This window comes from Komagataeibacter diospyri (genome assembly GCF_006538165.1).
GTDB lineage: Bacteria > Pseudomonadota > Alphaproteobacteria > Acetobacterales > Acetobacteraceae > Komagataeibacter > Komagataeibacter diospyri.
This window is the reverse complement of sequence record NZ_BDLU01000065.1, coordinates 61,539-76,388: the sequence shown is the minus strand read 5'-3', so window position 1 is coordinate 76,388 and position 14,850 is coordinate 61,539. Positions and strand designations below refer to the sequence as shown.

Genomic DNA, 14,850 nt, shown 5'->3' with positions numbered 1-14,850 from the left:
ATCCCCCGTTCTTATGCGTTATAGGCCGCAAGGGCGGCATCGACGCCGCTGCCCGCGACAAAGGCATGACCTTCGTGACGCAGGACTGTTTCCAGCGCGCCGATGGTCAGCAGCACCTTGTGCTTTTCAGCATTGTAGCCCATGGCCCCGATGCGCCAGATCCTGCCCTGCAACGGACCGAAGGCGGAGCCGATCTCGATCTCGAAATCCTCACGCATGCGGCCACGCACCCGCTCGCCATCCACACCCTTGGGAATGTACACACCGGTCACGTTGGTCATGCGGTAGTCATCGCTACCAAACAGTTCCAGCCCGATGGCCCGCATGCCAGCACATATCGCGCGTGAGGCTCGGGCATGGCGGGCGAAGCGGGCCTGCAGCCCCTCCTCCAGCACCACGCGGGCGGCTTCACGCGCGCCGTAGAGCATGGTGGTGGCTTCTGTATGATGGTTCAGGCGCTTTTCGGACCAGTAATCCATGACCATGGCCAGGTCGAAATAGTTGGACGGAATGCGCACCCGCGTACCATCGCGCGTGTCGCTGCCCCGGATACCGGCCTCGACATGGCGACGGGCGAAGATATGTTCCGCCGCACGGTCGGAAATGGTGATGGGGGCCGAACCCGGCGGCCCGCCCATGCATTTCTGCAGTCCGCCGCTGACCACATCCACGCCCCAACGGTCGGTTGCGACCTCCATTCCGCCCAGCGTCGCGGTGGTGTCAACATAGGACAGCACGTCATACTTGCGGCACAGCGCCCCGACCCCATCCAGCGGCTGGGCAATGGTGGTGGACGTATCGCCATGGATGCATGCCAGCACATGCGGGCGGTGGGTGACGATCGCGTCCTCGATCTGCTCCAGCGTCGCAATCTCGCCCCACGGAATGTCCAGCGTCACGATCTCGGCACCAATGCGCTGCGCGATTTCGGACAGCAGCAGCCCGAAACGGCCCGCGCGCACGATCAGCAGCTTCATGCCCGGTTCAACCAGCGAGACAAGTGACGCCTCGATCCCTGCGCGCGCCGTGCCATCAACCAGGAAGGTCCAGCGGTTGCTGGTCATGAACACCTGACGGTACAGTTCCATCGTCTGGTTCATGTATTCGGTCATTTCCGGGTCGAACTGGCCCAGCATGTCAGCCGCCATGGCCCGCAGCACGCGCGGATGCGCATTGACCGGCCCCGGCCCCATCAGCAACCGGGCGGGAGGATTGATCTGGCCGAAAAAGGTCTGGGTCATCCGAAACGTCTCTCAAAAAGTCTGATAAAGGTAATCATCGCGCGCAGGGCCGCATCCGTATCGGCATCGGTTACGGATTCCGCCGGGTTGTGGCTGATGCCGCCCGCACACCGGATGAACAGCATGCAAACCGGGGCCAGATGCGCCATGATCATGGCGTCATGTCCCGCCCCGCTGACCAGCAGGGGCACAGGCGCACAGGTCACTTCGCGCACGGCCTGTTCCATAAGGTCCGCAAGCATCGGATCACAGGGTGTCGCATCAAGGTCCTGCTGCAACGCCACATCCATTTCCAGCCCGCGCCGGGCTGCCACAGTGCAGGCAATGTCCAGGATTTCACGCGCCGCACGGTCGCGCGTGGCATTCGTCCCGGCGCGAACATCAATGGTGAACACCACATCGCCCGGCACGACATTGGCCGCCCCCGGCATGACGTCCAGCGACCCGACTGTCGCCACCAGCCCATCCGTGCCCGCACGCCCCACACGTTCGGCAGCAAGGATGATTTCCGCAGCCCCCGCCAGCGCGTCGCGCCGCAGCTTCATGGCAACGGTGCCCGCATGACCCGCCATGCCGCGCAGTGTCACGCGATAGCGGTGCTGGGCCGCAATCGCGCTGACCACGCCAAGGGCGCGGCCTTCGGCTTCCAGCGCCGGCCCCTGCTCGATATGCGCCTCGACATAGGCAACGACCGGATCGCCCTTGCGGGATGCAGCATGCATACGCCCCACATCCAGCCCGAAACCTTCCAGCGCGCTGGCCAGCGTCGCGGTTTCGGCCCAGTCTCGCATGGCCGGGTCCGGTGTTTCCAGCACCCCCGCCACGGCGTGCGAAGTCAGCATGCCGGATGGAAAGCGCGATCCTTCCTCATCCCCGAAGCCCACGACTTCCAGCGCGAAGGGAAAGCGTTTCCCCGATCGGGCGAAATGGGCCACGGTTTCAATGCCAAGGACCACACCCAGCATCCCGTCAAAGAACCCGCCGTCACGCACGCTGTCGATATGCGATCCCAGCAGCACGACCGGGGCGTCAGGTGCAAGCCCTTCGTACCGTCCGATCAGGTTACCCGCCGCGTCCATGCGCGTGGCCATACCCGCATCGTGCATCCATGCCGCCAGCCGGTCACAGGTGGCGCGGTAGGACGGGCCGAGATAGGGGCGGAACAGCCCGCCCTCCATCTCGGAATACGGCGCGCGGCCCAGTTCGGTGCAGCGCGCGACGGCGCGTGCGCCGGATGGGTGATCCATGTTGCCTGCCTGCATTACCATGCCGCGACGCACCCGTCGCTGCGCGGATCGGTCGCCCCCTCCAGCAGACCGGAGGGATGGCGCACCAGTGCGCCCGCATGGCCCATTTTGGAAGAAAACGGCGCGACGCGTTCCACCTGGTGCCCCGCCGCCTGCATCCGTGCAATCACTGCGGGATCAAAGCGGTCTTCGTATTTCAGGCTGACGCTGCTTTCGCCCCACGTGCGCCCCAGCAGCCAGCGCGGTGCCGTGACCGCTTCCTGCAGTTCCATGCCGTAGCGTGCGTAACGGGTGAAGATGGCGGACTGTGTCTGCGGCTGTCCCTCGCCCCCCATGGTGCCATAGACCATGGTGCGCCCGTCATCAAAACGGGCACCGGCGGGGTTGAGGGTATGGAACGGCTTGCGGCCGGGGCGCAGGCCATTCCACCCCTGCGGATCAAGGCCGAAGCTGGTGCCACGGTTCTGCCAGACAACGCCGGTGCGCGGCAGCACGATGCCCGATCCGTATTCGAAATACAGGCTCTGGATCATGCTGACGGCCAGCCCGTCGGAATCAATCACGCCCAGCCAGACCGTATCCCCCGCCTGTGACGGCCACGGCCACGGGGCCGCGCGTTTGGGGTCGATGCTGGCCGCCATACGGTCCAGCGCCCTGCGGTCATCAAGGATGTCCTGCGCCTGCACGGTCATGTAGGCGGGATCACCCACATGGGTATCGCGGTAACGGAAGGCCTGTTTGGTCGCCTCGACCAGCCCGTGCAGGTAATCGAAATCATCCGCCCTTGCCGCCTTCAGCCGGTCGAACAGCGCAAGGATCAGCAGGGACGCAACCCCCTGTGTCGGGGGCGCCATGTTATACAGGTCCGCACCATGGATACGGGCGTGAAGGGCTGGCTGGTGGGTGGCCCTGTGCGCCTGCAGGTCCGCAAGGGTCAGCGGGCTGCCAAGGTCATGCAGGTCGGCCGCCAGTTCACGTGCGACATTGCCACGATAGAAGCTCGACAGCCCTTCATCCGCCAGTTGCCGCAATGTGCTGGCAAGGCGCGGATTATGCAGGATGTCGCCGGGCTGTGGCAGCCTGCCACCGGGCATGAACAGGTCCGCGAAACCGGGAATATCCTTCAGTTCATCGGCTTTTTCAGCTGTGATCCCGGCTGCGCTGTCGGTTACGGGCGCGCCCTGTTCGGCATAGAACAGCGCGTCACGCAATACGCGGCCCAGTGGCAGTGCGGGCGCCATCGCATGGCTCCACGACAGCGCCAGATCCCAGCCCGAGACCGTCCCCGCCACGGTATTGGCCGCCAATGGCCCACGCCACGGTATCGTATCCAGCCCCGCCGCATGGTAAAAACCGGCGTCGGCCTTCTGTGCCGCAGCGCCACAGGCATCAATGGTTTCCACCCGTCCATCGGGCCACATGGTCAGCCAGAAGGCATCACCGCCGATACCGGTCATGTGCGGATAGACCACGGCCAGCGCGGCGGCAGTGGCGACTGCGGCCTCCAGCGCCGTGCCACCGGCCTTGAGCACGTCAAGGCCGGCCTGGCTGGCCAGATGGTGGGGGGATGTGACCATCCCCCGGCATGAACGCGGCGTGTTCAGCATCAGCTGTCCTTTCGTGCGTATCCCGCATCCAGCGGACGGCAGGCCGCAAGCCCCGCGCGTTGCAGTTCGGCTGCGACCGCGAACAGCTTCGCCTCCCCACCCGGCGCGCCGATAAGCTGGATACCCAGCGGCAGGCCATCAACCGCCAGTGGGGCCGCCAGCACCGGCAGGCCCGCAAGGCTGATCGGCTGCGTGAAAATGCCAAGATTGGCGCGGGCTGACACTGTCTTGCCATCCACCACGATGGATGGCTGGTCAATACGCGGTGCGACACCCACCGTTGTGGGCGCAATCAGCACATCCGCATGGGCAAGGGCAGCGTGCACCTGTTCACGGAACCAGCGACGGAAACGCTGCGCCTGCACAAATGTTGCCGCTGGCAGCATGGCCCCGGCCATAAGCCGCCCGCGTGTTGCGGGATCATACTGCATGGACCGACGCCGCAGGCGCGCAAGGTGCAGGTTGCCCCCCTCCGCCGCGCTGATAAGGAAGGCGGACGCCCGCGCCCGTGCGACTTCAGGCAGTTCGATCACCCGGTCCTGCCCCAGATGCGCCATGACGGCGTCAATACCCGCAGCCAGTTCCGTGCTGATGTTGTTGGCAAACCAGCCACCAAGGCGGGCGACACGCACATCACCCACATCGGGTTCGCCCACTGGCGTGCCACCGGCCATGATGGCGTAGACCGCCCGCAGGTCCTCCACCGTGTCCGCCATGGGACCAACCACATCCAGGCTGGCCACGAACGGATAGACACCACCCAGCGGCATCTGCCCATAGGTCGGCTTCAACCCCCATACCCCGCACAGCGAGGACGGGATGCGGATGGACCCGTTGGTGTCCGACCCCAGCGTGAACGGCAGCAGACCCGCCGCCACCGACGCCGCCGACCCGCCCGATGACCCACCGGCCAGACGCGCGGTGTCATGCGGATTGCGCGTGGTGCCGGTATGGGCATTTTCGGTTGAAAAGCCGTAGGCGAACTCATCCATGTTCAGGGTCGCGACCGGCACCGCGCCCGCGGCCCGCAGGCGTTCGACAACGACCGCGTCACGCGTGGCGGGCAGGTTGTCACGCAGCACGATGGACCCTGCCGTAGTCACTTCTCCCCGGACGTCAAACAGGTCCTTCACCCCGAAGGGCACGCCCGCCAGCGGGCCGGGATCGCGGCCTGCGGCAATGGCCTGGTCCACTTCTTCGGCCTGCGCCACCGCAGCGGCGCCAAGGATGCGGGTGACACTGTTGAAGCGCGTGTCACGGGCTTCGATATCAGCGATCACATCCGTCACGACCGATACGGCGCTGCGGCGGCCTGCGCGCACATCCGCCGCAATGGCCAGGGCCGCACCCGCCTTGTGTCCATGAATGGTCATGGCACGTACTCATAAGCGGGTTCACAGTCATCAGGCAGCACGAAGCTGCCGACCAGATCGGCATAACCATGCAGCAGGGCGGTATTCGCCACCACGTCGGGCATGCAGGCGGCCGGAATGGACAGACCGATAATCCGCGCCATGTCGGTCACGGGGGGAACCTTGTGGTCATCATGCCCCCCCGTGCCGGACAGACCCGGCGCGGAAGGTGAAAGGCGTGCTGCGCTGCTCATCTACTCACTCTCTCCCGAATGGATAAATCTACCCGGGGCGCATCATGCAACAGGAGGATCGAGACTGACCAGTTCCGGCACGTCATAGGACAGCAGACTTTCAAGATGCTGCCTGCCATCGGCTACGTACAGGTCACGCCCCAGCCCGTGGGCCAGACGTTCCACGCCAAAGCGCATGCCACTGATCGACGCGCCCGAAAGGCCCATGCTGGGCGTGGCCGAGAACGTGAAATTATGGATGTTCGCCAGCATGGGCGCCAGCGCGTCATCCGCCCGGCGCGGCAGGAACTGGTAGTTCTCACCCAGGTAGGGATAGCTTTCCAGCACGGCGCTTTCCGCACCCGCGGGCGCGGTATAGCGATCGCCCCACAATGCCACGGAAGACGCAAAGGACTTCGTTTCCGGCCGTCGCGACAGATCGGTCGTGAAACCCGTGCCGATGATCACGAAATCAAAGCGCATTTCACCCGTGGGCGAATCGACCACGATCTCGTCGCCATCCATGCGTGCGCCCGTCCACGGGCATCCCGTGCGGAAGGAGAAGTTTTCATGCCGGCGGCAGCGCCAGAACGTATCCTGCGGTGGCGGCTGGTTGAGTTCGAAAATCCGGCGCATGAAACCCCAGCGCAGGTCGTCCGGCAGGGCGGGATAGTATGCGAGGAAACCGGTATTTTCCATCCACCGATATGGGTTGATCGACGGAATTTCCTTGCGCCGCAGGCACAGCGTGACACTGCCCGCCCCTTCTTCCAGCGCCGTGGCCGCGTTGTCGAATGCGGAAGCCCCGGCCCCCAGCACGCCAATGCGTTTGCCCTTCAGCGCTGCGAAATCGATGTTTTCCGACGTATGGGCATAACGCGCGCGCGGCAGGCCATCACGGATGAAATCGGGCACATGCCACGAACCACAGCCCTCGATCCCGGTGGCCAGCACCAGCTTGCGGGCATAATGCACATGGGTGGCCCCGTCAGGGCAGCGGAAGGTCAGGCGCAGCAGGCCATTTTCCCATGTCACGCCCTGAAAATCATGGTCGTTTGCAACCGGCAGATCCAGGATATCGCGATACCAGTCCAGGTAGTCCTGCCACTGCCCACGCGGGATTTTGTCCAGCTTTTCCCATGCTTCGGCGCCAAACTGCGCTTCGTACCACGAACGCGGCGTGAGCGAGGGCACCCCGAGGTCCGGTCCGGTCACGTATTTGGGCGTGCGCAGCGTGATCATGCGCGCGAATGTCACCCACGGGCCTTCGCCGCCCTTCGCCGCACGGTCGAAAATACGGACATTGGTGATGTTGTTGCGCTTGAGCGCGAAAGCCGTGGCAAGGCCACCCTGCCCCGCCCCGATAATGGCTACGTCCAGCACACGCCGGCCGTCACGTTCCATGGGGGGAACCCATTCCTTGCGGGGATAGCGGATGATTTCCAGATCCCGGCGCACCGCCACATCCAGAGCTGCAAGCCCGCTGTCCATCCCGGCATTCGGCTGCGTTGTGGTGTCCATCTGCGGGTTCCCATCATGTTTTACTGTTTGTCGATGCAGCCCGCATGGCGTCCCCCGACGCCATGCGGATAGTCCCCAACCGCACCATGATGGATAAATCTAATCAGCCCGCTACGTGTTCCGTCTAGTATAATGATCTGACCGTTCCGTTGCCCAAAACGCAACACGGATCAGACCACCCGTTCGTCGCTGACCCCCTGTACGCGACGCAGCTCCAGCCGCAGTTCCTCGATCACCGTTTCCAGCAGGGGCGGCAGCCAGCGGGATTCGCGCACATAGGCCCCCAGATCCGTCACCGCGCGCGTGTCGCGCAGCGGCACATGGCGCAGGCTGTCCTGTCCCGGCTGCGCGCCCACTGCCAGCGGTGACTGGAATGCAAGCCCCGCCCCCGCCCGCACCATGCGATTGGTCAGTTCGATCGACCCGGTCTGCAGCACCACGTTCAGCCTGTCCTGCCACGGGCGCAGCATGGGTTCCATGACACGATACAGAGACAGCGTACGCGTAGGCAGGATCAGACGATAGGCCGTACATTCTTCTACCGTGACGGTACGCAGGTGCGCCAGCGGATGATCCGCACGAACCACAGCACCCACCGGGAAATGCCCCACTGCCACACGCCGCAGTTCGGGATACAGCGCCAGTGAAAACGCAATGCCCAGATCCACCCGCCCATCCTGCAGGGCGGATACGATGGTCTTGGGCGCGCCGACCTCCACATGCAGTTCAACGGATGGATAGGCGGAAATGATGCGTTCCAGCAGGGCGGGCAGCAGCTGGCCCGCGATCCCTTCCACCGCCATGATGCGCAGCCGCCCGTCATGGCGGCCGGACAGGGCATTGATCTGTTCTTCCGTCCGGGCCGCGTCCTGCATCACGGTCACGATGTGGCGGGCCATGATCGTGCCCACTTCCGTCAGCACCATGCCATCGGGCAGGCGGTCGAACAGGGGGGCGCCGATTTCGGCTTCCATCTGCGCAAGCTGCCGGGTCAGGGCGGATGGCGTGACGTTCAGCCTGCGCGCGGCCTCCCGGATCGACCGGCATTCCCGCACGGCATTGAAATAGGAAATGCCCCGTGCATGCAGCCGCATCATGCGGGGGGTACGGGAAAGCGGATCGTTCATGGGCTGGTGTCATCCCCGTTTGCATGACCGCCCGCCTGCATCGGGTGCAGGAAGCGGGTGACGATTTCCGCCGCGACCAGCGCGGCGATGACGGCGGGCCGTTTGTCGCGCACGCCGTGGTCCCCTATCGGGCAGACCATGGCGGCGATCCGGTCTTCGGGCAGGCCGATCTGGCGGAAGCCCGCCTCGAACCGACGGCGTTTCGTGTGCGAGCCTATCAGCCCGACATAGCGAAAATCACCCCGTTCGAGGAGGGATGCAACAATCAGGCTGTCCAGCGCGTGGCTCTGGGTAAGGACCAGCGCGCCGGAACCCGGCGGGGCATGGGCCACAAGAGGCTCCCATGCGCCATCATCATGCACCTCCACGCCTGCGGGAATGGAGAGACCAAATTCATGCGGGCGCGAATCGCACCATGCCAGACGCAGCGGCAGCGGGGCCAGCACATGCGCCAGCGCGCGCCCCACATGTCCCGCCCCGAACAGCAGCAGCAGCGGCTGCGTGCGGCGCAGGTGTTCAAGCTGCGCCATGATGCCATCCAGCCCGGCACAATCCGGCACATCAAGGGTCAGCCGGACTTCGCCCCCGCAGCACTGTCCCGAATTCCCGCCAAGGCTTATGCGCTGCACCAGCCTCTTCCCACCCGCATCCAGCAGCCTGCGTGCCTGATGGATTGCGTTCCATTCCAGGTCGCCACCGCCAATCGTGCCCGACTGTTCGGTGGGCGTGACCAGCATGAAGGTTCCGGCTTCACGCGGGGTGGACCCACGCGCATCCGACACACTGATCCGGGCGACCGGCTGGCCTGACAGCCGCCATCGCACCAGATCCGCGCGCATTTCCATGCTCATGCCGATCAGGTGGGCGGATTGCCGTGCCGCATGCGTTCGGCCACGCGCAGGATCATTTCCGGCGTGGCGGGCGCGTCCAGACGCGGGCAGGTGCGGTAGCCATCCAGACTGGCCAGCGCATCGGACACCGCCTGCAGCACCGACACACCATGCACGAAGGGCGGTTCCCCCACCGCCTTGGATCGGAAAATGGTGTATTCACGGTTGGGCGCGTTTTCCAGCAGTTCGACATTGAACACCCTCGGACGATCGGAACAGGCCGGAATCTTGTACGTACTGGGCGCATGCGTGCGCAGGCGACCCGCCTTGTCCCATACCAGTTCCTCACACGTCAGCCACCCGGCGCCCTGCACGAAGCCGCCTTCGATCTGGCCGATATCCAGTGCCGGGTTCAGCGACTGCCCCGCGTCATGCAGGATATCCACGCGGTCGATCTTCATCTCACCGGTCAGCAGGTCGATCACGACCTCCGAACAGGCTGCGCCATAGGCGAAATAATAGAAGGGACGGCCCTGCCCCGTATCCCCGTTCCATGAAATCTTGGGCGTCTTGTAAAATCCGTTGGCGGACATGGATACACGCGCGAAATAGGCCTGACGTGTCAGGTGCGAAAACGCGATCACCTTCTGCCCCACATGCACGCCATCAGCGGCGAAGCGGACTTCATCTTCCCCCACATTCCAGTGGGCGGCCGCGAATTCCACCAGCCTGCGCTTGATACGCCGCACCGCGTCCAGCACCGCCATGCCATTGAGATCAGCACCTGATGATGCCGCCGTGGCGGACGTATTGGGCACCTTGCCGGTCGTGGTGGCGGTAATGCGCACCTGATCCGTGCCCAGCCCCAGTTCACGCATGGCGACCTGTACCATCTTGGTATGCAGGCCCTGCCCCATTTCCGTGCCGCCGTGGTTTACCTGTACCGACCCGTCAGTATAGACGTGCACCAGCGCACCGGCCTGATTGTAATGGGTGGCGGTAAAGGAAATGCCAAATTTGACCGGCGTGATCGCAATGCCACGCCGCAGGTAGGGGCTGCCTGCATTGAACGCGCGGCAGGCTTCGCGCCGTTTTACATAATGGCAGCGCCGCGCCAGTTCGGGCAGCAGTTCGGCGGTAATCGAATCCTCGACCACCATGTTGTAGGGTGTCACGTTGCGGTCATGCGTGCCGTAGGCATTGCGCAGGCGGACTTCCAGCGGGTCAAGACCGGTGGCGAACGCGATTTCCTCGATCACGCGTTCCGCCGCGACAACGCCCTGCGGACCGCCGAAACCGCGATAGGCGGTGTTGGACTGCGTATTGGTCCGCAGTGGCTCGGACCGCAGGCGCACATCGGGATAGAAATAGGCGTTGTCGGCATGGAACAGCGCGCGGTCGATCACGGGACCGGACAGGTCGGCTGACCACCCGCACCGCGCCGCCAGCACCATGTCCACCGCGACAATCCGGCCTTCATCGGTAAAGCCGACATCGTAATCAATGACAAAATCATGCCGCTTGCCGGTCATGGTCATGTCGTCATCACGGTCCAGCCGCATCTTGGCCGCGCGCCCGGTCCGGTCGGCCACCAGTGCGGCCAGGCAGGCGCAGGCATTGGCCTGCGTTTCCTTGCCACCAAAGCCGCCGCCCATGCGCCGGACCTCGACCGTAATCAGGTTGGCGGGACGGTCCAGCACATGGGCGACCATGTGCTGGGTTTCGGTCGGGTGCTGGGTGGAGGACGTGACATGCATCTCCCCCTCCTCGCCCGGTCGGGCAAGGGCGATCTGCCCTTCGAGGTAGAAATGCTCCTGCCCGCCTACGGTCACGCGACCCGACAGCCTGCGCGGCGCGTGTTCAAGACCCGCCATCACGTCGCCACGCTTCATTTCCATCGGTCGCCAGACCATGGGGCTGCCAGCGGCACGGGCCTCGGCCACATTCAGGACGGCAGGCAGGTCTTCATAATCCACCTTCGCCAGACGCGCGGCCCGGCGCGCGGCGCCACGGGTGGTGGCCGCAACCACGAATATCGGCTGACCATAAAACGAGACCCCGGTCGTGGCCAGAAGCGGCTCGTCGCCCTTGCCCACGGGGCTGATCTGGTTGTCGCCGGGAATGTCGGCGGCGGTATAGACGCCCACCACGCCGTCCGCCTGTCGCACGGGATCAAGGTCCATGGAAAGGATGCGGGCATGGGCGCGGGTGCTCAGCCCCGGCACCAGATGCAACGTGCCACGCGGTTCAGGCAGGTCATCGATATAGGCAGCGCTGCCCTGCACATGCATGACGGCACTTTCATGCCGCAGGCTGCTTGATGCGCCCCCGGGCACAATGCCATCACCCGCCGACGGGGATACATCGGCAAAGCTGTTTCCATCAGCCATGGGCGTGTCCTCCCGCAGTGGCGCAGGCCGTGCGCACGCTGATATCGGCGCGTGCAGTCTCCGGCCCGCAATCGGCATAAAGCCGGGTCAGCAGATTGGCTGCAACCGTGCGGCGGTACCAGTCGCTGGCCCGCATGTCGGTAATGGGGGCGAAATCGTCCATGATGGCCTGACGTGCGGCTGCGAGCGTGGTTTCGTTCCAGTTGCGTCCCTCCAGCGCGGCTTCCGTCCGACAGGCGCGACGCGGGGTCGCCGCCATGCCGCCAAAGGCCACGCGGGCGCTGGCAATGGTGCCATCAGGCGCAAACGTCAGGGAAAACGCCCCCAGAATGGCGGAAATATCCTGATCGAACCGCTTGGAGACTTTCCATGCACGCACAACCGTATCCGCTCCGGGACGGGGAACGCTCACGCCTTCCACGAACTCACCGGGCGCACGGTCCTGTTTGCCATAATCGATAAAGAAATCTTCCAGTGCCATGACACGCCGCACGTCGCCACAACGCAGGTGCAGCTTCGCACCCGCCGCGATCAGCACCGGTGGCCCGTCGCCAATGGGTGAGCCATTGGCGATATTGCCGCATACCGTCCCGCTGTTGCGTACCTGCACCGAACCGATGCGGCGGATCACCTCCGTATCCGGCTGCGGCAGGATATCGGCCAGCGCCGCACGCGCTTCCTGCCATGTGACCGCGGCACCAAGATACACCCCGTCCGCATCACATGCGATCCGGCGCAGGTCCGGCACCTGCCCGATCATAACGACATGCGGCAGGTCCCGCATGCCCTTGGTCACCCACAGGCCAACATCGGTTGCTCCTGCCACGATCCGTGCATCAGGGTGTGCCACCATGGTGCATGCCAGTGCATCGGCACTTGCGGGAATGGTCAGGCGGCCCGCAGGCCCGTCGAGTTCGACCGTGGTCCCATCGCGCAGGGCGCGCAGGCGGTCGGCCATCTCGCTGGCCATGGCGTCAAAATGATCCGCTCCCGCCTGCATGGCCTGCCGCATGGCGCGTACGATCGGCGCATATCCGGTGCAGCGGCACAGGTTGCCCGCCAGCATGTCGTCAATACCGTGTTCATCCTGCGCCAGCCCACCGGCCTTGCGCCCCGCCACCATGGACATGACAAAACCGGGCGTGCAGAAACCGCATTGCGACCCATGCTGGTCCACCATGGCCTGCTGCACGGGATGCAGGCTGCCGTCAGGCGCGCGCATGTCCTCGATAGTCAGGACCTGCGCGCCATCCAGCATGGATACGAACTGGATGCACGCATTGACCGCGCGCCAGACCAGCCGGTCCCCTTCCAGCCGCACCACCAGCACGGTGCAGGCGCCGCAATCGCCTTCGTTGCAGCCTTCCTTGGTGCCGGTCAGGCCACGGTCCTCCCGCAGCCAGTCCAGCAGCGTACGCGTCGGCGCGACATCGGCCAACGTATGGCATTCGTTTCCGACATAGAAACGGATGCCGTGTCTGATCCCCGTCAAATCTGTTCCCTCTATCATGGCCACAGGACTGCCTCACCCCCCTCAAGGCAGACAGCCGGAACAGCCTTTCATTCTGATATGCTTAATATATGGAACCCGGTCCGGCCTTGTCACCCCGGCAAAGGACAGGCGACTGTCTGAAAAGTCTGCTTTGGGGATATCCAGAAAATCATAAGGAGGCTTCTGGTAGAGCTTTTTTCAGAAGACTTCAGGGAACACCACCTTTTTGAAAAAAGGCAGAACCCAAAAATTTATTATTTTTATCAACAGGTTAATTTTATATCGCCTATCACAGACCGTGTGAAAGGCGGCCCGTCAGACAGCCTGCAGATTGTCGCGGGCACTTTTGCCACAAAGGGCATGAAAAGACTTCACCTATGATATTTTATTAATATTATCAGAATGTTGTTCTGAAACATTTCCCAAGGCCACGATCCTATATTTCATCGTCACGCATGGACAGATGCGCCGCCATACGCATGCGTTCCGACAGCCTGGGGCGAAAGGCCGGACACGGTACATAGGCCCCGTATCCAGCACCTTCGCATGGCATGTCATCCTTCCATACCGTTACACCACCACGAATGACCTGCACCGCCCGGCCACCCAGCGTGATCCCGGCATACAGGCCGGATGTGCATGTTTCCTGCGCATCGGGGTCCCACAGCACGATATCGGCATCCGCACCCGGCATGATCGCGCCCTTGCGGGGATAGATATTGAAAGCGCGGGCCGCCGCCTGCGATGTGACGGCCACGAATTCCTCCGCCGTCAGGATGCCCGCGCGCACGCCATGCAGCCAGACCACGCGCATGCGTTGCGCGAGACCGTCCACCACCCCGTTTCCGCCCGCACCTGCCGGGCGGAAACCGCTGGCGACCATGCCGATAGTACCCGACGCCAGCCCACCCCATAGCGCCCGCCGATGCGTTCCATCGCGAAAGGGTGGCAGAGTGATGCAGAAATCCGTGGCCGCGTCGCCTTCAGGATCATGGACCGCTTCATCCACCACCAGATGAGGGGCCAGCACATGCCCCTCAACCCGCTGGCCGCGCAGGCGGGCCTGCGCAAGAACTTCCGTGGCGCCAATGGTGGATACAGGTCCCACATGCACCGGCCCACCGGACAGTCCCGCCAGCATGATGGCGCGGCCCACCGCTTCGGCCTCGACCTGCGGCGGGGCGGACAGCAGACAGGCCTCGCTGCCGGTAATGCCCGCATGGTCCAGTTCCGCGCGCAGATAGGCCACGGCCTGCGCGTTCTGGGCCTCGATCATGCATAAAGCGCCACAATTGGCGGCATGGCTGGTCAGTTTCAGGATATCACGGTCGGACAGACCTTCCGGCATGGACAGGTGGAAGGCATTGATCCCCTGATCCGTTACCAGCGAATCCATCTGCCGCAGGACGGCTGTGCTGGAATCCGGCAGCGCCATATGCAGTCCGACATCGACATGGGCATGGCGTGCGGCATGCTGCCAGTCCCGCCATGCCCCGTCCAGCCTGCCACTGTCGGGATGCATGGTATCGAGTATGGTGGTTGTGCCACCGGACAGCGCCGCCGCCGTCAGGGCGAAGCCTGCTTCATCCGCGCCGATGCCGGTCTGCGGGTCCACCCCGCCGGGCATGACCAGAAGGCCACCCGCATCGACCACCGTGCAGCTGGGGGGGATGTCCAGATCGGGACCAACAGCCAGGATTTCCCCCACGCCGCCACACAGTACATCCACCCGCAGGGATGCCTGTCCCGTTACCACCGTCCCGCCACGGATCAGCAGCAGGTCGCGCGTCTGTCCATGCCGCATGCCCAT

Annotated in this window: 11 protein-coding genes; all 11 read right to left on the bottom strand. The window is 64.3% G+C overall.

All coding sequences use genetic code 11. The features are described from left to right. Positions 1–11: 11 nt before the first annotated feature. The gene (locus MSKU9_RS15565) at positions 12–1,241 is read right to left on the bottom strand and encodes a pyridoxal-phosphate-dependent aminotransferase family protein (protein ID WP_141262294.1); all 1,230 of its coding nucleotides are present in this window, start codon (positions 1,239–1,241) and stop codon (positions 12–14) included. Beyond that, on the bottom strand, positions 1,238–2,509 hold the full coding sequence (locus tag MSKU9_RS15560; protein WP_141262293.1) for an allantoate amidohydrolase: 1,272 nt from the start codon (positions 2,507–2,509) through the stop codon (positions 1,238–1,240). Before MSKU9_RS15560 ends, MSKU9_RS15565 begins: the two co-directional genes overlap by 4 nt. Continuing rightward, complete coding sequence (locus MSKU9_RS15555; RefSeq protein WP_141262292.1) at positions 2,503–4,095, bottom strand: gamma-glutamyltransferase family protein; 1,593 nt, start codon at positions 4,093–4,095, stop codon at positions 2,503–2,505. Before MSKU9_RS15555 ends, MSKU9_RS15560 begins: the two co-directional genes overlap by 7 nt. Continuing rightward, on the bottom strand, positions 4,095–5,468 hold the full coding sequence (locus MSKU9_RS15550; RefSeq protein ID WP_141262291.1) for an AtzE family amidohydrolase: 1,374 nt from the start codon (positions 5,466–5,468) through the stop codon (positions 4,095–4,097). The genes MSKU9_RS15555 and MSKU9_RS15550 overlap by 1 nt, the downstream gene beginning before the upstream one ends. Next, positions 5,465–5,701 carry a DUF4089 domain-containing protein gene (locus MSKU9_RS15545; RefSeq protein ID WP_141262290.1) on the bottom strand — a complete coding sequence of 79 codons (237 nt, stop codon included), beginning with the start codon at positions 5,699–5,701 and terminating at the stop codon, positions 5,465–5,467. Before MSKU9_RS15545 ends, MSKU9_RS15550 begins: the two co-directional genes overlap by 4 nt. A gap of 42 nt (positions 5,702–5,743) precedes the next feature. Then, positions 5,744–7,201, bottom strand: a complete 1,458-nt coding sequence (locus tag MSKU9_RS15540; RefSeq protein WP_141262289.1) for an NAD(P)-binding domain-containing protein — start codon at positions 7,199–7,201, stop codon at positions 5,744–5,746. Positions 7,202–7,371: 170 nt separating this feature from the next. After that, positions 7,372–8,328 carry a LysR family transcriptional regulator gene (locus MSKU9_RS15535; RefSeq protein ID WP_110556694.1) on the bottom strand — a complete coding sequence of 319 codons (957 nt, stop codon included), beginning with the start codon at positions 8,326–8,328 and terminating at the stop codon, positions 7,372–7,374. After that, positions 8,325–9,179 carry a xanthine dehydrogenase accessory protein XdhC gene (xdhC, locus tag MSKU9_RS15530; RefSeq protein ID WP_141262288.1) on the bottom strand — a complete coding sequence of 285 codons (855 nt, stop codon included), beginning with the start codon at positions 9,177–9,179 and terminating at the stop codon, positions 8,325–8,327. Before xdhC ends, MSKU9_RS15535 begins: the two co-directional genes overlap by 4 nt. 5 nt (positions 9,180–9,184) lie before the next feature. Further along, positions 9,185–11,548 (bottom strand): xanthine dehydrogenase molybdopterin binding subunit, encoded by a 2,364-nt coding sequence (gene xdhB / locus MSKU9_RS15525; RefSeq protein ID WP_162853829.1) that lies wholly within the window; start codon positions 11,546–11,548, stop codon positions 9,185–9,187. Next, positions 11,541–13,040, bottom strand: a complete 1,500-nt coding sequence (xdhA, locus tag MSKU9_RS15520; protein ID WP_141262287.1) for a xanthine dehydrogenase small subunit — start codon at positions 13,038–13,040, stop codon at positions 11,541–11,543. The genes xdhB and xdhA overlap by 8 nt, the downstream gene beginning before the upstream one ends. A gap of 436 nt (positions 13,041–13,476) precedes the next feature. Then, on the bottom strand, positions 13,477–14,850 hold the full coding sequence (locus tag MSKU9_RS15515; RefSeq protein WP_141262286.1) for an amidohydrolase family protein: 1,374 nt from the start codon (positions 14,848–14,850) through the stop codon (positions 13,477–13,479).

Coding starts and splice junctions, on each gene's coding strand:
- MSKU9_RS15565 (WP_141262294.1), bottom strand. CDS start 1,241: ATGACCCAGACCTTTTTCGGCCAGATCAATCCTCCCGCCCGGTTGCTG.
- MSKU9_RS15560 (WP_141262293.1), bottom strand. CDS start 2,509: ATGGTAATGCAGGCAGGCAACATGGATCACCCATCCGGCGCACGCGCC.
- MSKU9_RS15555 (WP_141262292.1), bottom strand. CDS start 4,095: ATGCTGAACACGCCGCGTTCATGCCGGGGGATGGTCACATCCCCCCAC.
- MSKU9_RS15550 (WP_141262291.1), bottom strand. CDS start 5,468: ATGACCATTCATGGACACAAGGCGGGTGCGGCCCTGGCCATTGCGGCG.
- MSKU9_RS15545 (WP_141262290.1), bottom strand. CDS start 5,701: ATGAGCAGCGCAGCACGCCTTTCACCTTCCGCGCCGGGTCTGTCCGGC.
- MSKU9_RS15540 (WP_141262289.1), bottom strand. CDS start 7,201: ATGGACACCACAACGCAGCCGAATGCCGGGATGGACAGCGGGCTTGCA.
- MSKU9_RS15535 (WP_110556694.1), bottom strand. CDS start 8,328: ATGAACGATCCGCTTTCCCGTACCCCCCGCATGATGCGGCTGCATGCA.
- xdhC (WP_141262288.1), bottom strand. CDS start 9,179: ATGAGCATGGAAATGCGCGCGGATCTGGTGCGATGGCGGCTGTCAGGC.
- xdhB (WP_162853829.1), bottom strand. CDS start 11,548: ATGGCTGATGGAAACAGCTTTGCCGATGTATCCCCGTCGGCGGGTGAT.
- MSKU9_RS15515 (WP_141262286.1), bottom strand. CDS start 14,850: ATGGGCATGCGGCATGGACAGACGCGCGACCTGCTGCTGATCCGTGGC.